General features: G+C 70.1%; 31 protein-coding genes and 1 pseudogene. 12 read left to right on the top strand and 20 right to left on the bottom strand.

From position 1 onward, the window contains the following. Positions 1–247 precede the first annotated feature (247 nt). The 4 genes from BIV24_RS20820 to BIV24_RS20805 form a co-directional block, all read right to left on the bottom strand. Positions 248–2,209 carry a TerD family protein gene (locus tag BIV24_RS20820; protein ID WP_071367886.1) on the bottom strand — a complete coding sequence of 654 codons (1,962 nt, stop codon included), beginning with the start codon at positions 2,207–2,209 and terminating at the stop codon, positions 248–250. A 54-nt stretch (positions 2,210–2,263) separates the two neighbouring features. Continuing rightward, positions 2,264–2,842 (bottom strand): TerD family protein, encoded by a 579-nt coding sequence (locus BIV24_RS20815; protein WP_071367885.1) that lies wholly within the window; start codon positions 2,840–2,842, stop codon positions 2,264–2,266. Between the two features lie 158 nt (positions 2,843–3,000). Next, on the bottom strand, positions 3,001–5,133 hold the full coding sequence (uvrB, locus tag BIV24_RS20810) for an excinuclease ABC subunit UvrB (protein WP_071367884.1): 2,133 nt from the start codon (positions 5,131–5,133) through the stop codon (positions 3,001–3,003). A gap of 40 nt (positions 5,134–5,173) precedes the next feature. Continuing rightward, complete coding sequence (locus BIV24_RS20805) at positions 5,174–6,040, bottom strand: MHYT domain-containing protein (RefSeq protein ID WP_071367883.1); 867 nt, start codon at positions 6,038–6,040, stop codon at positions 5,174–5,176. A 285-nt stretch (positions 6,041–6,325) separates the two neighbouring features. On the opposite strand from BIV24_RS20805, the gene BIV24_RS20800 reads away from it, so the two are divergent. Both BIV24_RS20800 and BIV24_RS20795 read left to right on the top strand, forming a co-directional pair. Then, positions 6,326–7,198: a glycerophosphodiester phosphodiesterase gene (locus tag BIV24_RS20800; protein WP_071367882.1), complete on the top strand. Its 873-nt coding sequence runs from the start codon at positions 6,326–6,328 to the stop codon at positions 7,196–7,198. Between the two features lie 82 nt (positions 7,199–7,280). Next, entirely contained in the window at positions 7,281–7,835 is a 555-nt protein-coding gene (locus BIV24_RS20795) for a methylated-DNA--[protein]-cysteine S-methyltransferase (RefSeq protein WP_071367881.1), read from the top strand. Positions 7,836–7,859: 24 nt separating this feature from the next. Here the strand turns inward: BIV24_RS20795 and BIV24_RS20790 are convergent, their stop codons facing one another. Next, a complete protein-coding gene (locus BIV24_RS20790; protein WP_071367880.1) occupies positions 7,860–8,222 on the bottom strand; it encodes a cupin domain-containing protein in 363 nt (120 codons plus the stop codon). Positions 8,223–8,290: 68 nt separating this feature from the next. Next, complete coding sequence (locus BIV24_RS20785; RefSeq protein ID WP_071367879.1) at positions 8,291–8,725, bottom strand: VOC family protein; 435 nt, start codon at positions 8,723–8,725, stop codon at positions 8,291–8,293. Positions 8,726–8,859: 134 nt separating this feature from the next. Here BIV24_RS20785 and BIV24_RS20780 point away from each other — a divergent pair, with 134 nt between their 5' ends. Then, positions 8,860–9,765, top strand: coding sequence for a pseudouridine-5'-phosphate glycosidase (locus tag BIV24_RS20780; RefSeq protein WP_071367878.1), 906 nt, complete (start codon positions 8,860–8,862; stop codon positions 9,763–9,765). A gap of 32 nt (positions 9,766–9,797) precedes the next feature. On the opposite strand, the gene BIV24_RS20775 is transcribed toward BIV24_RS20780, so the two are convergent. Further along, positions 9,798–10,592 carry a methyltransferase gene (locus tag BIV24_RS20775; RefSeq protein ID WP_071367877.1) on the bottom strand — a complete coding sequence of 265 codons (795 nt, stop codon included), beginning with the start codon at positions 10,590–10,592 and terminating at the stop codon, positions 9,798–9,800. Positions 10,593–10,825: 233 nt separating this feature from the next. Between BIV24_RS20775 and corA the strand changes: the two genes are divergently transcribed. Beyond that, entirely contained in the window at positions 10,826–11,944 is a 1,119-nt protein-coding gene (corA, locus tag BIV24_RS20770) for a magnesium/cobalt transporter CorA (RefSeq protein ID WP_071367876.1), read from the top strand. A 118-nt stretch (positions 11,945–12,062) separates the two neighbouring features. On the opposite strand, the gene BIV24_RS20765 is transcribed toward corA, so the two are convergent. The 3 genes from BIV24_RS20765 to BIV24_RS20760 all read right to left on the bottom strand — a co-directional run bounded on the left by BIV24_RS20765 (position 12,063) and on the right by BIV24_RS20760 (position 13,487). Continuing rightward, complete coding sequence (locus tag BIV24_RS20765; protein WP_071367875.1) at positions 12,063–12,491, bottom strand: CBS domain-containing protein; 429 nt, start codon at positions 12,489–12,491, stop codon at positions 12,063–12,065. 174 nt (positions 12,492–12,665) lie between these two features. Next, complete coding sequence (locus tag BIV24_RS33455; RefSeq protein ID WP_245766877.1) at positions 12,666–12,815, bottom strand: hypothetical protein; 150 nt, start codon at positions 12,813–12,815, stop codon at positions 12,666–12,668. 30 nt (positions 12,816–12,845) lie between these two features. Further along, entirely contained in the window at positions 12,846–13,487 is a 642-nt protein-coding gene (locus tag BIV24_RS20760) for a nucleoside/nucleotide kinase family protein (protein ID WP_079168414.1), read from the bottom strand. A gap of 293 nt (positions 13,488–13,780) precedes the next feature. On the opposite strand from BIV24_RS20760, the gene BIV24_RS20755 reads away from it, so the two are divergent. Then, positions 13,781–14,260, top strand: a complete 480-nt coding sequence (locus BIV24_RS20755; protein ID WP_071367873.1) for an anthrone oxygenase family protein — start codon at positions 13,781–13,783, stop codon at positions 14,258–14,260. Positions 14,261–14,365: 105 nt separating this feature from the next. Next, positions 14,366–15,856, top strand: a complete 1,491-nt coding sequence (locus tag BIV24_RS20750) for a glutamate synthase subunit beta (RefSeq protein ID WP_071367928.1) — start codon at positions 14,366–14,368, stop codon at positions 15,854–15,856. Between the two features lie 87 nt (positions 15,857–15,943). Here BIV24_RS20750 and BIV24_RS20745 read toward each other — a convergent pair whose 3' ends face one another. After that, positions 15,944–16,438: a carboxymuconolactone decarboxylase family protein gene (locus BIV24_RS20745; protein ID WP_071367927.1), complete on the bottom strand. Its 495-nt coding sequence runs from the start codon at positions 16,436–16,438 to the stop codon at positions 15,944–15,946. A gap of 47 nt (positions 16,439–16,485) precedes the next feature. Between BIV24_RS20745 and BIV24_RS20740 the strand changes: the two are divergent. Further along, positions 16,486–16,817: pseudogene (locus tag BIV24_RS20740) on the top strand (GntR family transcriptional regulator); the annotation flags it as partial. 255 nt (positions 16,818–17,072) lie between these two features. Here the strand turns inward: BIV24_RS20740 and BIV24_RS20735 are convergent. Together BIV24_RS20735 and BIV24_RS20730 are read right to left on the bottom strand one after the other, a co-directional pair. Further along, positions 17,073–17,327: a DUF397 domain-containing protein gene (locus BIV24_RS20735; protein WP_071367871.1), complete on the bottom strand. Its 255-nt coding sequence runs from the start codon at positions 17,325–17,327 to the stop codon at positions 17,073–17,075. Beyond that, entirely contained in the window at positions 17,328–18,188 is an 861-nt protein-coding gene (locus BIV24_RS20730) for a helix-turn-helix domain-containing protein (protein WP_071367870.1), read from the bottom strand. It abuts the gene before it with no gap. A gap of 279 nt (positions 18,189–18,467) precedes the next feature. Between BIV24_RS20730 and BIV24_RS20725 the strand changes: the two genes are divergently transcribed. Both BIV24_RS20725 and BIV24_RS20720 read left to right on the top strand, forming a co-directional pair. Beyond that, the gene (locus BIV24_RS20725) at positions 18,468–19,142 is read left to right on the top strand and encodes an ATP-binding protein (protein ID WP_071367869.1); all 675 of its coding nucleotides are present in this window, start codon (positions 18,468–18,470) and stop codon (positions 19,140–19,142) included. Positions 19,143–19,147: 5 nt separating this feature from the next. Continuing rightward, entirely contained in the window at positions 19,148–19,591 is a 444-nt protein-coding gene (locus tag BIV24_RS20720) for a hypothetical protein (protein WP_071367868.1), read from the top strand. Between the two features lie 131 nt (positions 19,592–19,722). On the opposite strand, the gene BIV24_RS20715 is transcribed toward BIV24_RS20720, so the two are convergent. Together BIV24_RS20715 and BIV24_RS20710 are read right to left on the bottom strand one after the other, a co-directional pair. After that, entirely contained in the window at positions 19,723–20,493 is a 771-nt protein-coding gene (locus BIV24_RS20715) for a nucleotidyltransferase domain-containing protein (RefSeq protein WP_071367926.1), read from the bottom strand. 14 nt (positions 20,494–20,507) lie between these two features. Beyond that, positions 20,508–20,690: a hypothetical protein gene (locus tag BIV24_RS20710; protein ID WP_071367867.1), complete on the bottom strand. Its 183-nt coding sequence runs from the start codon at positions 20,688–20,690 to the stop codon at positions 20,508–20,510. A 181-nt stretch (positions 20,691–20,871) separates the two neighbouring features. Here BIV24_RS20710 and BIV24_RS20705 point away from each other — a divergent pair, with 181 nt between their 5' ends. Then, the gene (locus tag BIV24_RS20705) at positions 20,872–21,288 is read left to right on the top strand and encodes a RidA family protein (protein ID WP_071367866.1); all 417 of its coding nucleotides are present in this window, start codon (positions 20,872–20,874) and stop codon (positions 21,286–21,288) included. A gap of 248 nt (positions 21,289–21,536) precedes the next feature. Then, positions 21,537–22,232 carry an RNA-binding S4 domain-containing protein gene (locus tag BIV24_RS20700; RefSeq protein WP_079168413.1) on the top strand — a complete coding sequence of 232 codons (696 nt, stop codon included), beginning with the start codon at positions 21,537–21,539 and terminating at the stop codon, positions 22,230–22,232. Positions 22,233–22,307: 75 nt separating this feature from the next. On the opposite strand, the gene BIV24_RS20695 is transcribed toward BIV24_RS20700, so the two are convergent. Both BIV24_RS20695 and BIV24_RS20690 read right to left on the bottom strand, forming a co-directional pair. Next, positions 22,308–22,763, bottom strand: a complete 456-nt coding sequence (locus tag BIV24_RS20695; protein WP_071367865.1) for a DoxX family protein — start codon at positions 22,761–22,763, stop codon at positions 22,308–22,310. A 130-nt stretch (positions 22,764–22,893) separates the two neighbouring features. After that, positions 22,894–23,586, bottom strand: coding sequence for a class I SAM-dependent methyltransferase (locus BIV24_RS20690; protein ID WP_071367864.1), 693 nt, complete (start codon positions 23,584–23,586; stop codon positions 22,894–22,896). A 299-nt stretch (positions 23,587–23,885) separates the two neighbouring features. Between BIV24_RS20690 and BIV24_RS20685 the strand changes: the two genes are divergently transcribed. Continuing rightward, complete coding sequence (locus BIV24_RS20685; RefSeq protein WP_071367863.1) at positions 23,886–24,161, top strand: DUF6343 family protein; 276 nt, start codon at positions 23,886–23,888, stop codon at positions 24,159–24,161. A gap of 38 nt (positions 24,162–24,199) precedes the next feature. On the opposite strand, the gene BIV24_RS20680 is transcribed toward BIV24_RS20685, so the two are convergent. From BIV24_RS20680 to BIV24_RS20670, 3 genes are all read right to left on the bottom strand, one after another. Beyond that, on the bottom strand, positions 24,200–24,580 hold the full coding sequence (locus BIV24_RS20680; protein WP_071367924.1) for a tetratricopeptide repeat protein: 381 nt from the start codon (positions 24,578–24,580) through the stop codon (positions 24,200–24,202). A gap of 50 nt (positions 24,581–24,630) precedes the next feature. Further along, positions 24,631–25,239: a dephospho-CoA kinase gene (gene coaE, locus BIV24_RS20675; RefSeq protein ID WP_071367862.1), complete on the bottom strand. Its 609-nt coding sequence runs from the start codon at positions 25,237–25,239 to the stop codon at positions 24,631–24,633. A 135-nt stretch (positions 25,240–25,374) separates the two neighbouring features. Then, positions 25,375–26,313, bottom strand: a complete 939-nt coding sequence (locus BIV24_RS20670) for a PAC2 family protein (RefSeq protein WP_071367861.1) — start codon at positions 26,311–26,313, stop codon at positions 25,375–25,377. Between the last annotated feature and the right edge of the window lie 263 nt (positions 26,314–26,576).

Raw genomic sequence — 26,576 nt, 5'->3', positions numbered from 1 at the left:
GCGTCGTCACTACCGGAGGTCGCTTCCATCTGCGAAGTCCGAGAGCGCATGACGCACCTGGCGCCCGCGGGCCGCCCCAGGATCTGACTGATCCGCACTGAGGGGTGCGTCGCAGCGGGGCAGGACTACTCCCCTCCGCGCGTCAGAGAGTATCCGAATCACCAAGGGACGGTAAAGAACTTAAAGGTCGAGTCAACCTCCCTGCTCACGCAGGCTTTACTCGCCCTTGGTCAAGCTCTCGCCCGGGTCAGCGGTTCCAGGAGCGGCGGGCCTCTGCGATCTGGGTGAGCACCCGCTCCAGCACCTGGCTGCCCCGCGGGATGTGTGGCGGCTCGTAGGTCCAGGCATGGCCGACCCAGGGATCCGCGAGGTGGTCGTCGGGCACGGGGGTGAGCCGCAGCAGTGAGCGCCATAGAGGGTCGAGCAGCGGCCCGTAGGCAGCGGCGTCCTCCCGGTCGGCGACCATCATCAGATGGACGCCGACCGCCGGGCCCTCGTCCGCGAGGTAGCGCAGCCGGGTCACGGCCCGGTCGTCGAAGCCGTGCGGGAAGTCGTTGACGATCAGCAGCTGTTCCGCTGTGTCGAGGCCGGGTGGCAGGGAGTCGGGCGCGCCGCCGCGCACCGCCATCTGCACCAGGTCGACGCGCTGGGTGAGGCGGCACAGCAGGTCGGCCACACCCGCGGCGCCGACGGCGGGCGCAGCAGCGAGCACACCGGACTGCACCAGGGGTGCGAGTGCCGGGGCTCCGGAACCGGCCGGGTCGATGACGTGCACCGAGAACTCACCGGGCGGGTGGACAGCGAGCAGCCGTGCCGCATGCGTCACCGCTGTGACCATGGCCAGGCGGCGCAGTTCGTCGGAGTCGGCGAGCGTGTCGGAGGCTCCGGAGCGCCCGCTGTCGATCCACAGCCCGCGCTCCAGTGGCAGTCTGACCAGCATGGGGATGCGCAGGCTCTCGCTCTCGGGCAGGTGCAGATCACCGAGACGCACGGCCATGGGGATCTCCATCGGCACCCGGTAGCCGTGCCAGACCGGGTTGTCCCAGCGCGCGAACGCCGAGGGCAGTGCGGGCTCGACGACATCGGACTCGGCGATCAGCTGGGTGAGGTCCCGGTCGAGCGCGGCCCTGGCCTGGTTGACGAGCTGGGCGTGCCTGGTCTGGGCCGTCTCGCGGGCGGTGGCGCCCTGCCCGCCGACGCGACTGCGCGGGTCGGACAGGAGCTTGTCCAGCTCCTGCTCTCTGCGTGAGTCGGCGAAGTCGACCGCGCTGCGGTACGCCGCCGCTGTGCGCGCCAGATCCTCGAACATGCCCCACACCTGGTTGTAGAGCCGCTCCTCCATGGACCAGCCGGTCGCATCGCCCGCGACGGGCTGCGCGGGCTCTCCGGGCGGAGCCGGGGCCGCGGTCGGCGGGGGTGGCGGTGGCGCGCTCTGCCGACCGGGGTGGTGGTAGTTGATCGGGCCGCCGGAGGCGGGTGACGTGCCGGGGTCCCGCGCGCCGGTGACGTCGTACGGGGATCCCTGCTGCGGCGCGACGGGCGGTCTCTGGTGCGGCGGTACGGGGCCGGAGGTGCCCTGGGGTGCCGCGGGGGCGGTCGTCTGCCGTGTGCGGTCGGACTCCGGCAGGCGCGGCGGGGGCGGGGCAACCGAGCGGGCCAGGCCCTGGATCACCGCTTCGTTGATGCTGTCCGCGAGTTGCCGGGCCTCGGACAGGCCCTGGTCGGTGAGGAGTGCGGCGAGGCCGCCCGCGTACCCCTGGCCGACGGCGCGCACTTTCCATGCGCCCTGTCTGCGGTAGAGCTCCAGCGCGACGACGGCGGACTCCGAGTCCAGGCCGGTGATGGTGTAGCTGGCGACCTCGGAGCCGTCCAGGCCGGTGACCACGACGAAGGGAGCGGCGACGGCGCCGAACCGCACCGGACCGCCGGTCCCCGTCGGCAGGGCGAGCAGCACATTGACCCGGTGCACGCTCTCCGGCAGGGCGTCCAGGTCGAACGCGAGGCGGTGATCGGCCGCCGCCTGTCTGGAGACCTCCAGGCCCGGCAATGTGGGCGTACCCGGGTGGGCCACCCAATCGACGCCGCACACCTTGCCCTGTTCGTCGCTGAGCGTGGCCCCGGCCACGATCGGTTTGCCGGCGGAGACCCGAACCTCGAGTCGGACCTGGGGAAGCGGATGGTTCTGTCCCCGGACCAGCTCGGCCGTCATCGTCTCGTCCCCCTGTGTCGCTCGGTGCGCTCCGTGTCCAGGCCTCCTGTAGCTCTACAGATGGGGCAGGATCGCCGGCATCAGGTCCTGGAAGGTGCGCCCGTTGGCCGGTGTGCCCAAGGCCGTCATGCTCCATCCCGCGCCCGTGCGGTGCACCTTGGCCATGATCTGCGCCGTGTACGGGCCGCCGCCCGCCAGCGTGTAGCGGGCCAGCTCCTGACCGTTGGTCTCGTCGACGAGGCGGCAGAACGCGTTCTGCACCTCCTGGAATGTCTGGCCGGTGAACGAGTTCACGGTGAAGATGATCTGGTCGATGTGGACCGGGACGCGCTGCAGGTCGACGAGGATCGCCTCGTCGTCGCCGCCCTGGCCCACACCGCCGACGAGGTTGTCCCCGGTGTGCCGCACGGAGCCGTCGTCGCTGACGAGGTGGCGGAAGAAGACCACGTCCACGGGCTGCTTGTCCGCGAACAGCACGGCGGACGCGTCGAGGTCGATCTCCCGGGTGCGCGAGCCGAACAGCCCGCGCCGGGGGGCGGCCTGCCAGCCGAGCCCCATGCGCACAGCGGTCAGCGAGCCTCCGTCGTTCTTCTGCAGACTGATGGCCTGACCCTTGGTCAAGTTGACGGTCACGCGCTGTTCCCCTCTCGAGCAGACCCTGTCGGCCGCGGCCTTTGCGGATACCAGAACCCTACGCAGCGGCACTGACAGTGCCGAACCCCGGCTCGCGCTTTGTGTCGGTCTTGCAACACACCGCGCGTGTCCGGGGTCCTGCATGGGCGGCAAGGACGTCAGGCCAACCCCGCCTCCCTCATCTGGCGCAGTTCCTTCTTCATCTCGGAGACCTCGTCGCGCAGCCGTGCCGCGATCTCGAACTGCAGGTCTGCGGCGGCTGCGCGCATCCGTTCCGTCAGCTCCTCGATCTGCTCGGCGAGTTCGGCCGCGGGGCGGTCGGTCGGGACCGCCTCCTTGGCCTTCGCGGCCTTGCCGCCCTTGGCCGCCTTGCCGCTGAGCGAGGGCACGGGGGCCTTGGCGCCTTTGCCGTCCTTCGTCTTGCGGTAGCCCGTGCCGAGCAGCTGCTCCGTGTCGACGTCCTCGCGGGCGATCTGCGCCACGATGTCGTTGATCTTCTTGCGGAGCGGCTGCGGGTCGATGCCGTTCGCGGTGTTGTACGCGACCTGCTTCTCGCGGCGGCGGTTGGTCTCCTCGATGGCCTTCTCCATCGCCGGGGTGATCTTGTCGGCGTACATGTGGACCTGGCCGGAGACGTTGCGCGCGGCCCGGCCGATGGTCTGGATGAGCGAGGTGCCCGAGCGCAGGAAGCCTTCCTTGTCGGCGTCGAGAATCGCCACGAGGGAGACCTCGGGCAGGTCGAGGCCCTCTCGGAGGAGGTTGATGCCGACCAGGACGTCGAACTCGCCGGAGCGCAGCTCGCGCAGCAGCTCCACACGGCGCAGGGTGTCCACATCGCTGTGCAGATAGCGCACCTGGATGCCCAGTTCGAGGAAGTAGTCGGTGAGGTCCTCGGCCATCTTCTTGGTGAGGGTGGTGACCAGGACGCGCTCGTCCTTCTCGGTGCGCTTGCGGATCTCGTGCACCAGGTCGTCGATCTGACCTTCGGTGGGCTTGACCACGACCTCGGGGTCGATGAGACCGGTGGGGCGGATGATCTGCTCGACCTGGCTGTCCGAACGCGAGAGCTCGTACTGCCCGGGGGTCGCCGACAGGTACACCGTCTGGCCGATGCGCTCCTGGAACTCCTCCCACTTCAAGGGACGGTTGTCCAGGGCGGATGGCAGCCGGAAGCCGTGCTCCACGAGGGTGCGCTTACGGGAGGCGTCGCCCTCGTACATCGCGCCGATCTGGGGCACTGTGACGTGCGACTCGTCGATGACGAGCAGGAAGTCGTCCGGGAAGTAGTCCAGCAGCGTGTTCGGCGGGGAGCCGGGCGCCCGGTCGTCGAAGTGCATCGAGTAGTTCTCCACGCCGGAGCAGGTGCCGATCTGGCGAAGCATCTCGATGTCGTACGTCGTGCGCATCCTGAGGCGCTGCTCCTCCAGGAGCTTGTTCTGCTTCCTCAGCTCGGCCAGGCGCTCGTCCAGCTCCTGTTCGATGCCCCTGACGGCCCGCTCCATGCGCTCGGGTCCCGCGATGTAGTGGGAGGCCGGGAAGACGTACAGCTGCTGGTCGTCGCTGATGACCTCGCCGGTGAGCGGGTGGAGGGTGGACAGGGCCTCGATCTCGTCACCGAACATCTCGATGCGGACGGCCAGCTCCTCGTAGACCGGGAAGATCTCGATGGTGTCGCCGCGCACCCGGAAGGTTCCGCGCGCGAACGCCACGTCGTTGCGCGTGTACTGGATGTCGACGAAGCGGCGCAGCAGTTCGTCGCGGTCGATCTCGTCGCCGACGTTGAGGCTGACCATGCGGTCCACGTACTCCTGGGGAGTACCGAGGCCGTAGATGCAGGAGACCGAGGCGACCACGACGACGTCGCGGCGGGTGAGCAGCGAATTGGTCGCGGAGTGGCGCAGGCGCTCCACCTCCTCGTTGATCGAGGAGTCTTTCTCGATGTACGTGTCCGACTGCGGGACGTATGCCTCGGGCTGGTAGTAGTCGTAGTACGAGACGAAGTACTCGACCGCGTTGTTCGGCAGCAGCTCGCGGAACTCATTGGCCAGTTGGGCGGCCAGCGTCTTGTTCGGTGCCATCACCAGGGTGGGGCGCTGAAGCTTCTCGATCATCCACGCGGTGGTGGCGGACTTGCCGGTGCCGGTCGCGCCGAGCAGCACCACGTCCTTCTCACCTGCGCGGATGCGCTTCTCCAGTTCGGCGATGGCCGAGGGCTGGTCGCCGCTCGGCTGGTAGGGGCTGACGACCTCGAAGGGCGCCACCGTGCGTTCGATCTGTGAAACGGGCCGCATGCAGTCCACCGTACGACCCCGCACTGACAACGGGGACGGATCACCTGTTCTGCGGGGTGCGGGAGCCCCGGTGCCCGGCGCGCTGGCCCGAGCGGGAGAGCGGGCGCCGTCCGATGTGGGCGGCCTCGGGATGGGCCGGAACGCCGGGCTTGCGCTCCACGGGGGTCCAGTCGGGTTTGCCCATGACCATCAGAGGATCGAACAGTACGATGACGCCGGCCAGGCACAGGAAGGTGAGCGGGCCGATCATCAGCGGGGCGAGCAGGACGGCGGGCGAGTCACCGCCGGGGGCACCGGTGGAAGGGTGCAGATGGACGCTGAGGGCGGCCATGCCCGTGTAGTGCATACCGCTGACGGCGAGCCCCATGATGAGGCTCGCGCCGACACTCCACAGGAATCCGCGGATCTGTCCGGCCGCCCAGAGGGCGGCGGTGGCGGCGACGACCGCTATGCCGACGGACACGGCGACGGTGGCGGTGTTGTACTCGAGCACGCCGTTCAGGCGCATCCCGGCCATGCCCAGGTAGTGCATCGAGGCGATGCCCAGTCCGGTGATGGTGCCGCCGGTGAAGAGCGCCACTCCGGTCGCCCCCCGGTAGCCGACGATGAAGACGCCGATGCCGACCATGACGATGGCGACGCCGAGACTGGCGAACGTGATCGCCTTGTCGTAGTGGATGGGGGTCTGCTCGACGGTGAACCCCATCATGGCGACGAAGTGCATGGTCCATATGCCGGACCCGATCGTGGCCGAGCCGAGGGCGAGCCAGCCGACCCGCCAGGAGTGGGTGACCAGCATCGATCTGGTGGTGCAGCGCAGACCGAGCGCGCCGCCGAGGCAGGCCATGAGATACGCCACCACCGGTGTGACGAGGCCGTAACTGAAGCCGTCGACCGTGCCTTGCATGCGCGGCGCCCTTCCCACCCTGATGCGTCCCTGAATTCCGGAATTCCGGAAATGCCCCCATCCCCAGGACCGTGACGACGGTCAGGGTTGTGGCAGAGAGTATGACTCTCACCGGAACGGTCGAATGATTTTCCGGCAAAGAATCACCGCGCTGCCCCATTTGTGCTGCGCTTGTGCGTAGTTTCGAGTTACTCCGGTCAATTCCGTGACCGCTCCTTTCCCGCACCTTTTACTCTCTGCTGTCACCCTGGTGCCGTACGCCATCGCCTGACGCAAGGAGAACGCATGCACGCGCGCGCTGCCGCCGTCGCGGCCATCGCAGTCTTCGGGCTCAGCGTCGTCATACTGCCCACGCCCCACGCCGGTGCCACTGGTGGTGACGCTCTGGTCGTCGTCGCCCACCGCGGCGCCTCCGCGTACGCGCCCGAGAACACCCTGGCTGCCATCGACCGGGCCGCAGCCATGGGTTTCGGCTGGGTCGAGAACGATGTGCAGCGCACCAAGGACGGCCGGCTCGTCGTCATCCACGACGACACGCTGGACCGCACCACCGACGCCAAGCGCCTGTTCCCGCACCGGGCGCCCTGGAGGGTGAAGGATTTCACCGCCGCGGAGATCGCACGCCTGGACGCCGGCAGCTGGTTCGGCACCCGGTACGCGGGCACGCACATCCCGACGCTGCGGCAGTACATGGAGCGGGTGTCGCACAACCACCAGAAGCTGGTCCTGGAGATCAAGGCCCCCGAGCTGTACCCGGGCATCGAGCGCGAGATCCTCAAGCTGCTGGCCGACGAAGGCTGGCTCGACCCCGAGCACCTCAAAAACCGGCTGATCGTCCAGAGTTTCAGCGCGGACAGCGTGCGGACGGTCCACGACCTTCGGCCGGGCATCAGGACCGCGTTCCTGGGCACGCCCCGGGTAACGCAGCTGCCTGCGTACGCCCGGTTCGCCGACCAGATCAACTCGGGGGAGACGAAGCTCTCGGCCGGCTACGTCTCCGCGGTGCACGCGGTCAAAGGTCCGCACGACAAGCCGCTGAAGGTCTTCACCTGGACCGTCAACAGCGCGAACGACGCCCGCCGGGTGGCCGGGTTCGGCGTGGACGGCATCATCACGAACGCCCCCGACGTGGTCCGCAGGGCGGTCAGCTCCTCCTGAGTCGGCGCGTGCGCCGGGGCGCGAAGGCCCGTCTCTGCTCGCGCCCCCGGGCATTGTCGGTGCCGCGCCGTACGGTGGGCACATGGACAGTCATGGGCATTACGAGCAGCAGGTGGTGTGGACCGTCGCCGTCACGGACATCGGTCCGCTGCTGTTGGCCGCCACGCGCGACGGGCTGGTGAACGTGGTGTTCCACGCGACGGACGCCGTGCGCGACAGAGCGCTGGAGCGGCTGGCGTCCCGTCTCGGCGCGGAACTCGTGGAGGACCCCGGCTCCCCGCTCCTGGCCGAGGCGATACGCCAGATGGCTGCCTACTTCGCGGGTGAGCGCCGGGACTTCGAGCTGCCCCTGGACTGGTCTTTGATCACCGGGTTCAACCGCCAGGTGCTGCGCGAACTGGCATCCACCGTGCCCTGCGGCACGGTGGTGGGGTACGGCGACCTGGCCGGCCGGGTCGGCCAGCCGGGGGCAGCCCAGGCCGTGGGCATGGCGATGGGCTCGAACCCGCTACCGGTGGTGGTGCCCTGCCACCGGGTCGTCGAGAGCGACGGTGGCATCGGCGGATTCGGAGGCGGGCTGGAGACCAAGCGGAAGCTGCTGGCGTTGGAAGGAGTGCTCCCGGAGCCGTTGTTCTGAGTCGACAGCCCGCGGGCGGGGGCCTCAGAGACTGATGTGGTACGCCTTGCGGAGCGTCTCGTGGACCGTCCAGGTCGTACGGTCGCCCTCACGCAGGACCGCCGCGTCGCCCGGGCCGACCTCGATGACGTCACCGCCCTCGACCTCGATGATGGCGCGGCCGCTGACCACCACGAAGAGTTCGTTCGCCTCGGTGTCGGTGACGACCCCGGGCGTGATCTGCCAGATGCCGCGCACCTGCTTGCCGTCGGCGGACTCCCACAGCACCTTGCCGGTCACGACGGGGTCCCCGGAGACGATCTGGGCCGGGTCGAGCGGCTCCGGTTCCAGTTCGGCATCGGGGATGTGCACGGCGAAGGACGGGGTGGTCTGAGTGTGTGTCGTCATGGCCGGTCACCCTAACCGCAGGTCCTCCCCGCTCTCCGCCCGGGTACGGCCGACGCCCCGTGGGGACGCTACTCGTAGTGGCGTGCCTCGAAGATGTTCCCGTCCGGGTCGCGGAAGTAGAAGCCGCGGCGGGCCGGACCACGGGCACCGAAGGAGCCGTGCGAGAAGTCCGAGACGGGGACGGCCCGGTCCTCCAGGCGTGCCCTCAGGGCCTCGAAATCGTCCCCGTTCAGGGACAGACACACATGGTTGACCGGATGTCCGGCGCTCGCGTCGGCCCCGGGGACCATCTTCATGCGCTCCGCGAGAGAGAGCGGGGCAAGGTCGAGGATGGTCTCCTCATTGACCCGGACGGAGGGGAACGACACCTTGCCCGCGGCGAATTCGTCGACCCTGAGGGGCTCGAGGCCGACCGCCTCTTCGTAGAAACCTGCGGCGGCGACCGGGTCCCGCACCCACAGAACAACATGATCGAGAACGAGGCGTGGCGTTGCGTTTGTCATCTCCCCAGGCTGGAGGCCTTTCCCCCGGCTCGCAAGGGTTTGGCCGGACGCGCCGCCCGCCAAGGATGAGGGAGAACCGGTGAGACCAGAAGAGAGCCGAGATGAGGGAGAACCGGAAGGCAGGAGGCAGGCGCGTGCTGGTGATGTCCGAAGAGGTGCGGGAGGCGCTCGCCGCGCATCGTCCGGTGGTGGCTCTGGAGTCGACGATCATCGCGCACGGGCTGCCCCGTCCGCGTAATCTCCAGGTCGCGCTGGAACTGGAGGACGTCGTCAGGCAGGAGGGCGCCGTACCGGCGACGATCGCGGTGCTGGACGGTCGGGCCCATGTCGGCCTGGACAAGCGGCAGGTGGAGCGGATCGCGAACGAGGAGGGGATCCGCAAGCTGGGGCATCGCGATCTGCCCCTCGCGGTGGCGGCGGGAGTGAGCGGGGCGACGACCGTGTCCGCTACGGCGCTGCTGGCCTCCCTCGCGGGCGTGCGGGTGTTCGCGACGGGCGGGCTCGGCGGGGTCCACCGGGAATGGACGGTGACCCAGGACGAGTCCGCCGACCTCGGTCTGCTGGCGCGGACCAGGATCACGGTGGTGTGCGCGGGCGTGAAGTCGATCCTGGACGTGCCGGCGACGCTGCAACGCCTGGAGACACTGGGCGTGGCGGTGGCCGGCTACCGCACGACGCACTTCCCGGGCTTCTACCTCTCCGACTCCGGGCATCCGGTCGACTGGACAGTGGAGTCCCCGGTGCAGGTGGCGGAGGTCATGCGTGCGCAGGACACGCTCGGCGGCCCGGAATCGGCGCTCGTCGTCGCTCATCCGGTGCCGGAGGACGAGCAACTCGATCCCGAGCTCCACGCGCGTGTGCTGGCCGACGCGTTGCACGCATGCGAGGAGGAGGGCGTCATCGGTCAGGCGGTCACGCCGTTCCTGCTGGACTATCTGGTGCGGCACACCGGCGGTGCCTCGCTGAGCGCCAATCTGGCGGCGGTGCGCGGCAACGTACGGCTCGCGGCGCGGATCGCGGCGGCCTGGGCGGGGGCGTGAGCGGGGGAACCGCTGGTCGCGACGTCCTCCGGCTACTCCTTGCGCCCCCACGCCGAGATCATCGGCGCCGTTGCCAAATCCATCGTTCCGGAGGCGACATGGGACAGATGCCGGTCGATCTCTTCGTCCGTGGCGAGGCCCGCGGTGACGAGCCGGTCCCGGATCTGACGGAACGTGGCGGCTTCGAGGGCCGAACAGGCCGGCGAGGCGATGGGGAAGTACGCGTCGGCCTCCACGCGGTGCAGGCCCGCCTCGCGGAGCAGGCGCGGGAGTCTGCGGCCATAGGAAAGGTCGGCGCCCCGTTCGGCGAGGAGCGTGCGGAAGCCGTTGCGCAGGCGGTTGGCGAGGCGCTGCTCCGGGCCGTGCTCGTCCGGGCAGCTGAGCGGCTGGAGTGCCGGGTCGGCGTCCTCGACCAGCAGCCGTCCGCCGGGCCGCAGCGCCTTGATCATCGATCGCAGCGCCCGCTCCCGGTCCGGTACATGGACAAGGACGAGTCGGGCGTGTACGAGGTCGAAGCCCTCCCCGGGCGGTTCCTCCGCTCCCACGTCGTGGGTGCGGATCTCGACGGGGGGATGTGCGGCGGCGACGGCCCACGAGGTGTCGATGTCGGTCGCGAGTACCTTGCCGGTCGGCCCGACCTTCTCGGCGAGCCAGGAGGTGACGGAGGTGCCGCCGGCGCCGACCTCCCAGCAGCGCCAGCCGGGTCCGATGCCGAGGTCCTCGATGTGGCGGAACGTCGTGGCGTCGAAGAGTGCGGACAGTGCATCGAAGCGCCGGCCCGCCTCGGTCTGCCGGTTGTCGAGGAGATACCCGTCGGATGGCGTCATAGGGGAATCATCCCAGGTCACCTGCCGGCCCATGGGAGGGGGATGCTCCCCGCGACCCGCGACGCCGCGGGCAGCCTCCCGGCTCGCACCCTCCGGACAGGCGCCCACGACGACCGCGCATCGAAGTGGAATGTTCCGTTTCCACAGGCTTTTCCGGTGATCGAGACGGACTGGCAGACTGGCTTGCGACGGCGTCCAGTGCGACGCGAGGAGATCCACGCAAGGAGATCCAGATGTCCATGGCAGGGAATCTGCGGAAGGTCGCAGGCCTCGGTGGCCTCCGCAAGGTGGCACGGTTGGCGCGGCGTCGTACGCGCGTCGACCTGAGCCACCCCGCCCGGTCACCGCTGGGCTCCGCGGTGGTCAACTGCGTGACGTACCAGGGCGGCGTGCGCGTCCCCGACTGCGGCGATCTGGTCGAAGCCGTCGAGCGGGTCCGCAAGAGCGACGACGGCTTCGTCTGGCTCGGGCTGAGCGAGCCGACGCAGCAGGAGTTCGCGGGCATCGCCGAACTCTTCGACCTGCATCCGCTGGCGGTCGAGGACACAGTGAAGGCCCACCAGCGCCCGAAGCTGGAGCGGTACGGGGACACACTGTTCGCGGTCTTCAAGACCGTCTACTACGTGGAACACAAGGAGTTGACGGCGACGAGCGAACTGGTGGACACCGGCGAGATCATGGTGTTCATCGGTCCGCACTTCGTCGTCACGGTGCGGCACGGTCGGCACGGCTCGCTCGGCCCCCTGCGCGAGGAGCTGGAGGCCGACCCGCGGCAGCTCGCCAAGGGGCCCGCCGCGGTGCTGCACGCGATAGCGGACCATGTGGTGGACGAGTATCTGAATGTCACGGACGCGGTGCAGGAGGACATCGACCAGGTCGAGACGGACGTGTTCACGGAGAACGGCGCGCGGCTGGATCCGGGGCGCATCTACCAGCTCAAGCGTGAACTCCTGGAGATGAAGCGGGCGGTGGCGCCGTTGGACCGTCCCATCCAGGAGCTGGCCACCCGTCCGACCCGGGGGATCGCCCCGGAGATACAGGCGTACTTCCGGGACGTCTCCGACCATCTGCAGCGGGCCACCGAGCAGATAGCCGCCTTCGATGAACTGCTCAACTCGATTCTGCAGGCGCATCTCGCGCAGGTGAGTGTCGCGCAGAACGAGGACATGCGGAAGATCACGGCTTGGGCCGCGCTGGTCGCGGTGCCGACCATGGTCACCGGCATGTACGGCATGAACTTCGACCACATGCCGGAGCTGCACTGGAGGTTCGGCTACCCGCTGGTCCTGATCGTGATAACCGCCGCCTGCCTCGCCCTGTACCGAGGGTTCAAGCGCAATGGCTGGTTGTGACTGCGCGCGCCCCTCGCGGGGGTGCGCTTCGTTCCCGGCCCGCGATGCTCAACGGCTGCCGGCCGGGCGGGCGGGCGCACGTCCGGCCGGTCGAGGCGCGGTCGATGAGTGGACCGGGTCAGCGCGTCGAGCTCTTCGCGTAGACGCTCTCGACCCACGTGGCGAGCTGCCCCTCTGTCAGGTGCTCGGCCAGGTCCGATTCGCTGATCATGCCGACAAGGCGCTTGTTCTCGATGACGGGAAGTCTGCGGATCTGGTGCCCTCCCATCTCCGCGAGCACTTCGCCGATGTCGGCGCCGGAGTCGATCCAGCGCGGTGTGCCCTTGGCCATCTCGCCCGCGGTCACGCGCGAGGGGTCGTGGCCCATGGCCACACAGCCCACCACGATGTCGCGGTCGGTGAGGATGCCGCAGAGCCGTTCGTTCTCGTCACTGATGGGCAGCGCACCGACGTTGAGTTCGCGCATCAACTGGGCGGCGCGGTCCAGGGTCTCGTGGGCCGGGATCCACTGGGCGCCACGGTGCATGATTTCTCCGGCGGTGGTCATGAAGTACCTCCTGGAACCGGAAAGCCGGCGCGGCACGGGACGCACCGCATGTCCCGGCGCCCCTTCATTCTCGCCGTGCCATGAGGGAAACGCACCCGGAACGCTCCGGGCCACGGCGGTGCGTCGGCTGCGGCGCGGGTGCGGGGCACCCGAGCGCGGCGACGGCGTCCACGCTCAGGCTGAGCAGTCCACGATCTTCCGCGGGACGACACGGATGATCACGCGGACCTCATCGCCCTTCTCGCCCGCAATGCCGATGCCGAGGTACTTGTGCGACAGCTCGTGGGCGGGCGTCCTGGAAACACTGCTTACATGCGCGCGCATGTAAAGAGGCTGCGCTGGGTCCTCGCGTTCTCAGCCGTTCCAGGCCGGGTGGCGCGGGTCGTCCGCGCGGATCAGCACGTCGGCGGCGGCGCCCGGGTCCGTCTCCGCCTCGTAGCGCTCAAAGGCCGAGAGGGTCCAGTGCTCGGACTCGGAGGTGCGACGGCGCAGGGCGCTGGGCGAGAGGAGTACATGGACGCTCAGATCGAAGGGAAACCAGTGCCGCAGCAGGAGCGGACCGTGGAGCAACAGAAAGCCGCCGGACGGTAGTTGGACGTAGGGGCTGCGGGTGGCGCGGTCGGTGACCGGGTCCCACAGGTCGGGCAGGACGCGGCCGTCGCCGCCTGGTTCGAGCGGGCCGAAGACCTCACGCCACAGAGCGCCGGTGTCGAGCCAGCCATCGAAGTAGGAGTCCGGGTCCCGACGGCCGTGCTCGAAGCGGAGGGACGCCGGCCGCAGGAAACCTTCTGCGCCGACGACGAGGCAGGACCGGCCACGTATCCGCAGCGCCTCGGACACACGCCGGGCAAGGTCGCCGGGGCGCGCGACCGGGGCCCCGTCGAAGGCGATGCGCGGCCAGAGGCTGCCGTCGCGGGGCTTCAGATCGAGCAGCCGGTCGGCGAGGAGGTCACCGAGCCGTTCCCAGGTGATCGCTTCGAGACGCACACGGCCCATGATGCCGCGCCGCGACGGCGAACCCCGGCGCGGCCGGTGCGGACGCAGGCGAAGCGGAGCCGATGCACCACGGAGCGGGCGAGCCGGTGGGGCCGTCACGACCGCCATGCGGGACCGGGTGGATGCAGCCCATGGCCGTCCTGTCGCAGGGGGCAGTCAGGAGCGCGACAAGGCGTGATCGGCCGAGCACACGCGTTCGGCCACTCCCAGCCGAGAAGGTGACTTGTGGTGACGCGCCGGGGCGGGAAAGATCTCGGGGATCGAGGGGTCGAAGGACCGAAGCGGGGGTTGACATGATCGATGGGCCGTATTTCGCACTGACCATGCTGGGGGCGCTCGGGACCGGACTGGTGGCGGGGGTGTTCTGCGGGTTCTCCACGTTCGTGATGAAGGGGCTCGGTTCGTTGCCGCCGGCCCAGGGAGTCGCGGCGATGAACGCGATCAACAGGGCCGCGACGACACCGGCGTTCATGATCGTGTTCATGGGGTCGGCGGTGCTGTGCGCCATGCTCGCCGTGGTGACGTTCGTGCTGTGGCCCGAGGGCGCCACGGTGGAGCTGCTCACGGGAAGCGCTCTGTATCTGATAGGCGCCTTCGGAGTCACCGTCGTGGCGAACGTACCCCGTAACACCTCGCTGCTCAGGATGGACCCGGATTCTCAGGAAACGGCCGTGTACTGGCGTACGTACCTGAGCGAGTGGACGATATGGAACCACGTCCGCATGGTCGCGTCGGCCGGCGCGACGCTGTCCTACGTCCTCGCCCTCGCCTGAGCCCCGGGGCGCCGTCACAATGGCCTCGCCGCCGGGGAGCGGACGGTGCGGTGGCGTCGTATGGTGGCACGCAAAGACCCGGTACGCATACGCAAGGGGAAGGCCATGGCCGATCCCAAGGGTTTTCTGACCACACCCCGTGAGGAATGGCCGCGCCGGCCCGTCGAGGAGCGGGTGCGCGACTGGAACGAGGTGTACGTCCCGGGTGCGCTACTGCCGATCATCAGCCGTCAGGCGAACCGGTGCATGGACTGCGGCGTCCCCTTCTGCCACGACGCCTGCCCGCTCGGAAATCTGATCCCCGAGTGGAACGGCCTCGTCTCGCGCGAGGACTGGCGGGCGGCGAGCGACCGGCTGCACGCCACGAACAACTTCCCGGAGTTCACGGGGCGGTTGTGCCCGGCGCCATGCGAGGCGGGGTGCGTGCTCGCCATCAACCAGCCGGCGGTCACCATCAAGAACGTGGAGGTCGCGATCGCCGACCGGGCCTGGGAGGAGGGATTCGCGCCGCCGCGTGCGCCGGAGCGGCTGTCGGGACGGACCGTCGCCGTCGTCGGGTCAGGGCCGGCGGGACTCGCGGCGGCCCAGCAACTCACGCGCGCCGGGCACACGGTGGCCGTGTACGAGCGCGCGGACCGGATCGGGGGGCTGCTGCGCTACGGCATACCGGCGTTCAAAATGGAGAAGCGGCATCTCGACCGGCGACTGGAGCAGATGCGCGCCGAGGGGACGAGGTTCCGCACCTCGACGACCGTGGGAAAGGATGTCGGGGCCGAGGAGCTGCGTGCGCGGCACGACGCCATGGTGATCGCGACGGGCGCCACGGCATGGCGCGAACTGGACGTTCCCGGGCGGGGGTTGGCCGGCATTCAGCAGGCGATGGAGTATCTGCCGCTGGCCGACCGGGTGTGTGAAGGGGACCTGGAGGTCTCCCCGTTGTCGGCGGCCGGCAAGCACGTCGTGATCGTGGGGGGCGGGGACACCGGCGCGGACTGTCTGGGGACCGCGGTGCGCGAAGGTGCGGCGTCCGTGACCCAGCTCGACATCTATCCGCAGCCTGAGGCGGAGCGGGACGCGGACTCCGAGCCCTGGCCGACGTATCCGAAGATCTACCGGCTCTCCGCCGCGCACGAGGAGGCCCGCGATCTGCGGACGGCGCCCGCGGCGGACGCGGACGCGCGGCTCTTCGCGGCGTCCACGCTCCGCTTCACGGGGGACGCGAACGGGCATGTGCGGGCGCTACACCTGGTCGAGGTGGACGAGCGGCGCCGACCGCTGCCGGACTCCGGGCGGACGCTGCCCGCCGACCTTGTGCTGCTCGCGCTCGGGTTCTCCGGGCCCGACCGCGCGGACGGCCTGATCAACCAGCTCGGGCTCGCGCTCGATGCACGCGGAACGATCGCGCGGGACGAGGGCTTCGCGACGAACGTCCCCGGTGTGTACGCCGCAGGGGACGCCGCACGCGGACAGTCGCTGATCGTCTGGGCGATCGCGGAGGGGCGGTCCGTGGCGGCGGCGGTGGACCGCCGGTTGACGGGTGGCGCGTCGCGTCTGCCTGCACCGATCGGGCCGTACGACCGGCCGATGAAGGTGTAGCGCGGCGCCGCGGTCGCCCATCGGAGGACCACGGCCGCCACCGGACCGGTTCCTCCCCCACTTCCTCATACGCGAGGAACAGCCCCGTCAGCGCTCGTCCGTGCCCGCCCTCTTCCCCGTCGACAGGGCGATGCGGTTCCACGTGTTGATGGTGAGGATCAGGGCGAGGACATGGGCCAGCTCCTCGTCCGTGAAGTGGTCGGCCGCCTGCGCGTAGACCTCGGCGGGGACGCCCGCGTCGGCCACCAGGGTCACTGCCTCCGTGAGCGCCAGGGCCGCCTGTTCCCTCGGGGTGAAGAAGTGGCGCGCCTCCCGCCACACCGCCACCATGTGCAGCCGGTCCTCGCTCTCGCCCGCCTTTCGCGCGTCGTTCGTGTGCATATGGAGGCAGTACGCGCAGTGGTTGAGGTGGGAGGCCCGGATCTGGATCAGTTCCACCAGGGCCGGATCAAGGCCCTCGCGGGTCGCGGCGTCGAAGCCGATGAGGGCACGGAAGGCCCTCGGAGCGGCCTTCGCGAAGTTGATGCGCGGCGTCTCCGTGAGGTCCGCCGTCACCGGGGTCACTGTCGTCTGCGTCGTCATGACCACAAACCTAGAGCCCTCAAAGACCTACCCTATGGTTCATTTCCATGGAGGAATCGTGGGTCAATTCCGCCCGGTGCCTCGGTACTGATCTGCGTCTTGAACTGTCCGATCCAGGCGGTCGCCGAGCCGCGCTGATCCGGACACTGCGCGAGGCCGTGCACAACGGTCGGCTCGCCCCGGGTACACGCCTGCCGCCGTACCGTTCACTCGTCGCCGGCCTCGACGTCACCCGCAACACGGTCGCGTACGCGGAGCTCGTCGCGGAGGGCCGGCCCACCACCCGTCAATGCACGGGGACGCGGGTCGCCGAGTGCACCGGCCTCTGCACAGCCACGCGCGCGTACCGGTAAAGGAACCCCCACACGCGTGCGGCCCGTTTCGAGCGGCGCGCGCTGCCGCCGGAGTGAGCGACGCGGGCCGGGCCGAGGCCCGGCCCGTGTACCGCGCACCCTCCGCTACCAGTCATACGTCCGTGCGGGGTGCGCCTTGCTCGTGTCGATGACGACGGCGTCCTGGGCGTCATCCTGCCCGGTCATAAGGAACTCCGTAAGTCTCTGAGGAAGTCGGTGATCAAGTGAAGTGAAGGCCATGGTGGTGGTGCGGATAACAAGGTCGATGAGCAGCAAGAAAGCTACGAGAGAAGGAAGTCGGCCTCCCCCGCCTTGGCCCCCTGGATGAACGCGGTCATCTCGGCGGAGGTGTAGATCAGCGCGGGCCCGTCCGGGTCGGTGGACTGGCGGACGGCGATCCGTCCGTCGGCGAGCTTCATCGCCTCCAGGCAGTTGCCGCCGTTGCCCCCGCTCCACGGCTTGTGCCAGCCCTCACTGCCCAGTTCACCGGCGGGCATGCCGTTGTAGACGCGCTTGCGCGACGTAATGCGATCCATTCACAGCTCCTTGCGGAGATCCTCCAGGATCTCCTTCGTGCGTTGTGCCGTAGCGGCCTGGGCCGCCATGCGGTCCATGACCTCGAGGTGGGTCGCCACCTCGGCGCGCGCGTCCAGGTAGACCGCGCCGGTCAGGTACTCGCTGTAGACCATGTCCGGCAGTTCTGACATGGCAAATCGGAACAGTACGAAAGGCCCGTAGGTGCCTGGATGCGGGCCCGAGGAGAACTCGAGCACCTGCAGCGTCACATGGGGTAGCTGCGTGACCTCCAGCAGCCTTTCGACCTGGGCGCGCATGACCTGCGGGCCGGCGACCGGGCGGCGCAGCACGGTCTCGTCCATCACCGCCCAGATGCGGGGCGCGTCCTCACGCGTGAGCAGCTCCTGACGCTGCATACGCAGCGCCACATGGCGCTCGATGTCCTCGGGCCTGGTCTGCCCGATGGCACCCGATTCCAGGACACCCCGGGCGTATTCGTCGGTCTGCATGATCCCGGGTACGAAGTGGGGCTCGTACTGACGGATGAGCGCGGCCGCACCCTCCAGGCTGACGTACATCGAGAACCAACCCGGCAGGATGTCGTGGAAACGCTGCCACCAGCCCGGCTTGTTGGCCTCCTCGGCCAGTTGGACGAAGGCCTCGGCCTCCTCGTCGCTCACCCCGTACGACTTCAGCAGGAGCTGGAGGTACGGGATCTTCAGTGCGACCTCGGCCATCTCCATACGGCGGACGGTGGCGGGGGCGACGCGCAGGACACGCGCGGCCTCCTCGCGCTTGAGACCCGCACGTTCGCGCAGGTCCAGCAGGCGTCGACCGAGAACGACCTGACCGACCGTCGGCGCCGACCGCGGCTCACTCATCTTGCGCCTCCTCCCATCCCCCGGTGCCCTGACCGTCCTTCGGTGCCCAGAAAGCCCAGACGGCGCCGTTCGAAACCCTTCCGCACCGTTCCGCGCCCGTGTTCGCAGGTGTCCGGTGAACTCCTGGCATGGGCGCCGGACTCGAGGTCCGTGCATCAGATCCCAACTGGCGCCGTTCGGCGTGCTGTTGCGAGCAGTGTGCCACGCCGACCCCCGGAGTCATACTTCACTCTGCAATTTTCAGAGTGACTCTTGCCAAGTGTTCACGACGGGGCGATAGTGGCAAGCGTGATTCCGCCCGCGCCGTTAGAAGCAGATGCCGCCGCAGACCGGTTCGACCCGGGCGGCGCCACAGCGCTGCGCCTCAGCGCAGCCGAGCGCCGATTCCGCTTCGAGCTGGCCGCGCACCCGAGCTCCGTCGCACGGGCACGGCATCTGACGCGTGCCCGGCTGACCGGATGGGCGGTGGGCGAGGACACGTGCGACACGGCCGCCCTGGTCGTGTCCGAACTGGTGACCAACGCGATCGTGCACACCGCCGGTGAGTTCGTCGTCTGTGAGTTGCACGACGAGGGCGACCTGGTGCGCATAGCCGTACGCGACGAAGGGTGCGCTCCGGGTGATCCGCACCCCTCTGCGCAGCGGCCCGAGGAGGAGCACGGTCGCGGACTGCTTCTCGTCGCCGCCCTGTGCCAGGCCTGGGGAGCCCAGGAGGCGGGGCCCGGGCTGCTGGTCTGGGCCGAGCTGGAACGGGCGACCGAGCAGCCGGCAACCGGCGGGCACTCCCTCCCGGCGCAGCCGTCCCGGGACCTGTCGTGTTCCGGCGACAGGTCCCGGGCGACCGAGGACACCACGGCACGGTGCGACCTCGGTTGGAGTGCGAAGAAACCCCCGTCGGACGGCCGGGACTCCGGGGCGGAGGCGTCCCGGGGGGCGGGGGCCGCATGGGTGTGAGGGATATGCGGAGCGCCACAGGCCCTGGGACCTCGGCCCTGGCCCTGGACTCGCTGGTCCGCCTCGGCCGGGCGCGGCAGGCATCCGAACCGGTGTCGAGGCGGCTTGCCCTGCCCGAGGGTATGACGGTTCCGCTCGGTTGCGACGCGGTGGCCGTGCCCGCCGACTACGGACCGTTGCTGCTGCCCCGACTGCCGCGAGTGGGATGTGTGTACGCCGACCGGGCCGAGTGGTGGTGGATCGTGCCGTCCGACTCGGACGTCGCCCTGGACTGGCCCGCGCCGGCGCGCTACGCCGCGGGCGCCCTCGTCCCGGACTCGCCGACCGTGCCCGGGCTCATCCACCGGCCGCACGACACCGTGCCGTACACCCCGCCGATCCCGCTCTATCTCGCCCTGTGCCGGCTCACGGGCACACCGCCGGTGTGGTCGCGCCCGCTCAGCGCGTGACCGTACGGCACGTATGGGCGCATGATGGCGCGCCCGGCCACCAGGCGTTCAACGCCCGCCACTCGGTCCTTGATGAATGACGGTCAGGTGCGGAGGAACGTGGGCTTGACGCCCGTCTCGACTGCGAAGGCCTACCGGCCGACGGAGCCTTTCGTGGACGACAGGACGTTCTCGAAGAGTTCCTCCGCCGACACGAGAGCCCGCGCGAGCACGTCGGGACCGGCCGTCAGCCCCGTCACGATCCCGTCGACGCCCCGCAGCCCCGCCCGCTCCAGCAGACACTTCTCGTTGGTCACCCACTCCCCTCGCTCGGCGAGCACGGCGTGGGAAGTCTGGGCCGCGGCTGTGGCGAGGGCGCCTGCGACCTCGGTGAGACGGCCTTTCGGGGCGTGGTTGGCCTTCGCGTACCCGAGCGTGGCGCGGGCTGTGCCGTACCAGCGTTCGGCGGCGGAGGCGCGCAGCTTCTCGGGATACGTTTCCGGGCGCGGGAGTGTGCCCCGCAGCACGCGGTTGTCGGCGAGTTCCGCGACCACCAGGTAGCTGGGGATGCCGGCGAGATGGAAGAGCAGCGGCTCCACGTGGAAGCGGCCCTCCTCCGCCTCAGCCAACTGGTGCTCCACGACGTCGAGATCGCGATAGTGGATGTCGACGCGACGGCCCTCGATGGTCAGCCAGGCGCCGCCGTTGAAGACTCCGCCACCCCAGCCGCCGATCTCCGAGACCTCTCCGGGCCAGCCGACAGCACGCAGGTCGGCGGGGTCGAAGTCCGGGCCCCGGTAGTAGACGGCCAGGTCCCAGTCGCTGTCCGGGCCGTGGGTGCCCTGGGCCCGGGAGCCGCCGAGGGCGACGGCGCGCACCCCTGGAAGGGCGGCGAGGCGGTCCGTGACGCCGCCCAGGAACATCTCGTCGTCCGTGGTCACCGGCGGGTGTCCCCGATGGTCGGGGCGCCCATCGTGTGGGCCTGGGCAACCGTGCCGTGCCGCACACCACCGCCGATGGCCTTCGTGACGGCCGCCCCGGCCCCAGCGCGGGAACCGGGCGCCCTCCGCGTCATGGGGGCGGTCGCTCCCGCCACCGCCCGTTCCGTCAGCCTGTCCACCGGTCCCCCTTCGTCGCGGCTACGACGCCTACGGTACGTCGCCCCGGTCGGGGGCGAGTCGTTCTTGTGCGGGCGCGGTCGAATTCAGGTGCGGGCACAGTCCCGAACGTGCATCATCGGCAGGCCGTCGTCCGGCCGGCGCACGGTCGGCCGAACCGAATGCCGTTCCGGGAGGTACTCCATGCTCGAGCGCGTCACCGTTCCCAGCCTCTTCCCTCCGCCCCGCTATGCGCACGCGTCCGTCGTAGAGGCGGGGACCCGGCTCGCTTTCCTCGCCGGGTCCGTGCCTCTCGATGCCGACGGCAAGCTCGTCGGTGAGGGCGATCCGGTGCGGCAGGCCCGGCAGGTGCTCGCCAACCTCGGCGAGCAGTTGCGTGCGGTCGGCAGCGACATGGCGCATGTCGTGTCGACGGATGTGTACGTGGTGAGCGGCGAGCCCGCGGTGCTCTCGGCGGTCTGGGACGTCGTCGAGACCTCGGGGCTCAGTACCGGGCCGCACTCCTCGACGCTCATCGGGGTGGCCTGCCTCGGGTACACCGGGCAGCTTGTGGAGATCACCGCGACGGCCGTCGTTCCCGCGGGTGCCGAGGACGCCTAGTACCCCGGCAGGCAACGTTTGCCCGTCAAGGAGCGGCGTCATGGGGGCACCTCCCGCTCTGGGGGTCCCCCCGCTCGAGCGGAGCCGAGAGTGGGGGAGAAGCCGAGAGTGGGGGAGCGTGCTCTGGGGGTCCCTCTGCTCGAACCATGCTTCCACCGTAGGGCGGGCCGTGGGGGGCCGGGCCTGGCGCCCACAGCCCGTACGGAAATGCCGTCGGATCCGCACGCTCAGGGAGCTAAGGTCGGACCATGGCTTTCGAAGGTGCGGACGACGACAGGGCGGACGGGTCCGAGCAGATCCGTGCGACCGCGACGGGCCGGGAATCCGAGGCTCGCCGGGACCCTGAGGCGGACGAGCGGGGCTCCGGAACGGACGGGGAGGGCCGGGTGACCGGCGCAGGAGGTTCCGCCGGCCCGACGGCGGTCGACGCGAAGACCGCCGCCGTGGCGGCCGCCGAGGCGGCCGGACCATCGAACGGCGAGACCGTGCGCATCGACAGCTGGATCTGGTCCGTGCGACTTGTGAAAACCCGCTCGACCGGCGCCGCCGCCTGCCGGGGCGGGCATGTGCGGGTGAACGGCGAGCGGGTCAAACCCGCGCACTCCGTGCGCGTGGGCGACGAGGTACGTATGCGGCACGAGGGCCGGGAGCGGATCGTCGTCGTCAAGCGTCTGATCCGCAAGCGGGTGGGCGCCCCGGTGGCCGTGCAGTGCTACATCGACAACAGCCCGCCCCCGCCGCCCCGCGAGGCGATCGCCCCGGCAGGCATCCGCGACCGCGGCACGGGCCGCCCCACCAAACGCGACCGCCGCGACATGGAACGTCTGCGCGGCCTGGGCGCGCCCCCGGGCGGCGGCTTCAGCGCCGAGGGCCGGTCCGGGGGCCGGGGCAGCTCCGGCGGCCAGGGCCGACCCCATGGTCGAAGCGGCGCCGGCGGGCTCTGAGTGCGGGGCGGCCGGGCCCGGCGACACCCCGCCCCGCCCGGAAAGCCCTCCGAGGAGCCTTCGGGACCGCGTGCGTCAGGCCCGGCGGCGTACCAGGCGCAGCAGCTCCGCCGTCCGGTTCCGGCGGGCCCAGGCGATCAGGATCAACGGGACCATCAGGATCAGCGGCGTCGCGGCATTCTCACCGTCGAAGGCGGTGAGCTGCGCGATGAACGCGCCCACCATCAGCGCGGAGAGCGCCACCGCCGCGACCGATGACAGCACCGGTATCAACAGCGCCACCGCACCGGCCAGTTCGAGCGCGCCGATGGTGTACATCCCCCCGCTCCCCCAGCCCATCCTGTCGAAGGACTCGACGGCCGACGGATGCGCGATCAGCTTGGGCAGCGCGCTCGCGATCCCGTAGAAGAGCGCGAGCGCGATCTGCAGAGCGCGCAGGGAGACCTCGGCACGACGGCTCCTGCCGTGGCCGAGGCTCCCCGAAGGGGCGGCGGAAGCGGCAGGGGTGACGGAAGCGGTGGTCTCGGACATGGGGTTCTCCTACGGGAAGCAATGTGCGCGGTGCTGTCACAGAGGTAGACCGGCCCACGCCCTGCAACTCACCGCCACCCGACCGGATTTCTCACGCTGGACCGCCTCCCCGATCACCCCGCCCCGCCGCCTACTTCACCGGCACCGCCCTCACCCAGACTCCGTCCTCCGTCAGATACTGGTCCACTTCCAACCCGGCCTCCCCGAGCGCCTCCTCGAACTGTTCCCTGGTCAGCGACCGGGCCAGGAACGTCTGCGTCCAGGTGGCGTCGGGGAACTCGTACTCCGCGCGCACCGAGCGGACGCCGTCTCCCACTGGCTCCGAGGACACGATCCGTAGCGTGAAACCGCTGGGGTCGACCCGTTCGCGCGGCACGTTCGTGTGATAGTCCGCCCCCTCGCGCTGGATCAGCACGCAGCCGCCGTCCGCCACATGCCGTACGCACGCCCGCAGCAGTCCCCGCCGCACCTCGGCGTCCCCCGCGTGCACGAGGAACGACGCGAGCATCACCACGTCGAACGTCTCACCCAGGTCGATGTCCTCGATCGGGCCGCATATCGTGCGCGCCCCGTGCACTCGCTCCAGCATCTCCGGCGACTCGTCCACCGCCGTGACCGTGAAGCCGCGCTCCAGCAGCGGATGGGTCACCCGCCCGACCCCACTGCCCAGTTCCAGGATGTGCGCGCCCGCGGGCACCGCCGCGGCGATGATGTCCGGCTCGTCCTTGGCCGGCAGCCGCGTGTACAACTCGACCGCGCAGCCGTCGGGTGTGATCGCACCGGGGCCCGTTCCCTCGTATCCATCCCGCATGTTCAGCTCCATACCGGCTCAACGGGCAGCCTGCGGCGCCCAGTTCCAGCCTTCCCATCACCCGATCGAGTGAAGTGTTCGATGGTGGAACTCCTGCTCGACTCTGCTCGACCGCGGGACCGACGCCGACACAGCACCCGCCATCCGCTCCCCCGCCGACGGTGTCATCGCCCCAGCGGCCTGCCCGAGCCGGACGCGCGGGCGCCCCGCTCCCCCTGGCTCCGGCAGCGCTTCGGGCGACCCTCTGGATCCGGCCGACGTCCCGTGGTGAACCTGCACCACAAGGGGTACCCCACAGAGAGAAGCAGGTGATGGCGATGCGTACGGGCAGTGAACCGACGACAGCACGCAGTGCCTTGCGGGTGCGCCTCTGGCTGAGCGTGTGGGGTCTGGTCTGGACGAGCTTCGGAACGGTGGCGTTCGCACTCGTCGGGCGGCCCGGCTGGGCGATCGCATGCGGCGTCCTGTTGCTGATCGTCACCGCGGACATGGCCATGATCGTGCGGCACATCCGCCAGGGGCCTCACTGGCAGCCGGGCCGCAACGTCCCGCCCTACCTGCCCCCGGAGCACCGTCGCCGCCGGTAGAGAAATCCCGGTGCCGGCCGGTGCCGCGCGGCACCCGCCTACGAGTCGAAGCGCGCCGCCTTCAGGTACACGGGATTCGGGTCCAGTGCGGCCGCCAGCCGGAAGTGGCGCTTGGCCTGCTCCGGGCGCGCCAGGCGCTCGTAGGTGCGGGCCAGCGCGAAGTGCGCGAACGCGTTGTCCGGCTCGCGCTCCAGCACAATGCTGAACTCCAGCTCGGCGGGCCGCAGTTGTGCCGCGGCAAAGAAGGCACGCGCACGCAGCAGCCGCGCGGCCGTGTTCTCGGGGTGCGCGGCTATCACACCGTCGAGCAGCTTCACCGCGCCCCGCGGGTCCCGGGCGGCGAGCAGTTGCTCCGCGGCGCGGAAGTCGATGACGTGCGTCTCGGGAGTACGTCCGGTCGGATCGCTGGTCTCGGGCACGTCGGAGTCCTTCCCTCGCTGCACCGGTTCAACGCCCCCGGCGGCGGTCGCTATTCCTGCGAGCGCCGCGCCCTGCGCCCGAGTTCCACCCATACGTCCCTGACGCGCTGCCGCAACTGATCCAGCGGGACGTCGTTGTCGATGACGATGTCCGCGATCTCCAGGCGCTTCTCGCGCGTCGCCTGCGCGGCCATGCGCGCGCGTGCGTCCTCCTCGGTCATGCCGCGCAGACGGACGAGGCGGTCGAGCTGCGTGTCGGGGCCGGCGTCGACGACGACCACGACGTCGTAGAGCGGGGCGAGGCCGTTCTCGGCGAGGAGGGGCACGTCGTGGACGACCACGGCGTCCTCGGTGGCGGCGGTCTCCAGTGCGCGGGACCGGGCGCCCACCAGGGGATGCACGATCGAGTTGAGGACGGCGAGCTTCTCCGGGTCGGCGAAGACGATGGCACCCAGTCTGGGACGGTCCAGGCTGCCGTCCGGCGCGAGGACGCTCGGCCCGAAGGCCTCGACAACCGCCGCGAGCCCCCGAGTTCCGGGCGCGACGACCTCGCGCGCGATGCGGTCCGCGTCGATCAGCACGGCCCCGCACTCCACGAGCAGCCGCGACACCTCGCTCTTGCCGGCACCGATCCCGCCGGTCAGGCCCACGGACAGCATGGCCGCGCCTCCACGTCACGAACCCCCGCCGACGCGGGGACAACTTGCCGACTCCGATACCGCCGGTCAGGCCCACCGGATCGCCTCCGCGTCAGCGGACAGTGGTGGGGCGCGGTCACCCGGCAGCCTATCGGATCAGTTGTCTTGCTCCCGCTCCGCCAGGAAGCGCTCGAATTCCTGTCCGATCTCGTCCGCGGACGGGATCTCGACGGGCTCGGCGAGCATGTTGCCGCGCGTCTCGGCGCCCGCGGCGGCGTCGTACTGGTGCTCAAGGCCCTGTACGAGGGCGACGAGCTCCTCGTCGCCCTCCTGGATCTGCCGGTCGATCTCCGTCTGCGTACGGTACGCGTCCGTGCGCAGGGAGTGCGCGATGTCCGGCAGGACGAGTCCCGTCGCGGCCGTGATGGCCTCGATGACGGTCAACGCGGCATCCGGGTACGCGGAGCGAGCGATGTAGTGCGGGACGTGCGCGGCGACACCGAGGACGTCATGTCCGGCCTCCATGAGCCGGTACTCGACCAGCGACGCGGCACTGCCGGGGACCTGCGCCTCCTCGAAGGGGCTGCGGTGACCCGGCACGAGGTCGGTGCGGCTGCCGTGCGGGGTGAGGCCCACGGGCCGGGTGTGCGGCACGCCCATGGGAATGCCGTGGAAGTTCACCGACAGACGGACGCCGAGCCGCTCCACGACCTGCCGGACAGCCGCGGCGAAGCACTCCCACTCCACGTCCGGCTCGGGTCCGGACATCAGCAGGAACGGCGCCCCGGTGGTGTCCTGGACGAGACGTACCTCGATGCTGGGCACCTCGTAGCCGGTCCAGCGGTCTCGCTGGAAGGTGAGCAGCGGGCGGCGGGCCCGGTAGTCCACGAGCCGGTCGTGATCGAAACGCGCCACAACCTGGTGGGGCAGCGAATCGAGGAGCCGGTCGACGATCTGGTCGCCGGTCTCGCCCGCGTCGATGTAACCGTCGAAGTGGTAGAGCATGACCAGTCCGGCCGACTCCTGGGCGAGCGCCATGTCGACAACGGCCAGGCCCTTCGGCTCCCATGCGTACAAACCCTGCGGATCAAGCACTGTAGACCGCCCCTCCTCGTGTTCGTACTGCACAACGTGGTTCGGAACGTGGTCATTCCCGTCCCGTGCCCGCGGCGTCACTCGGTCGCCGTGCCCCCGGCCCTTCTGGACGGGGAAGCCCGCCCATGGAAGGTTACGGCCCATCAGACGGAGGCCGCCTCACGCGGAGCCCGCCGGCCGACGGCCCGCCCCCTCGGCCTCGCCGGCTCCACCGCGGCGTACCGGGCGAGCGGGGCCGCAAACACGACTGTGAGCCCGCCCCC

The sequence above is a fragment of the Streptomyces colonosanans genome (assembly GCF_001866645.1).
GTDB classification, from domain to species: domain Bacteria; phylum Actinomycetota; class Actinomycetes; order Streptomycetales; family Streptomycetaceae; genus Streptomyces; species Streptomyces colonosanans.
Note: the sequence above shows the minus strand (reverse complement) of the source record. Positions and strands in the feature narration are given on the sequence as shown.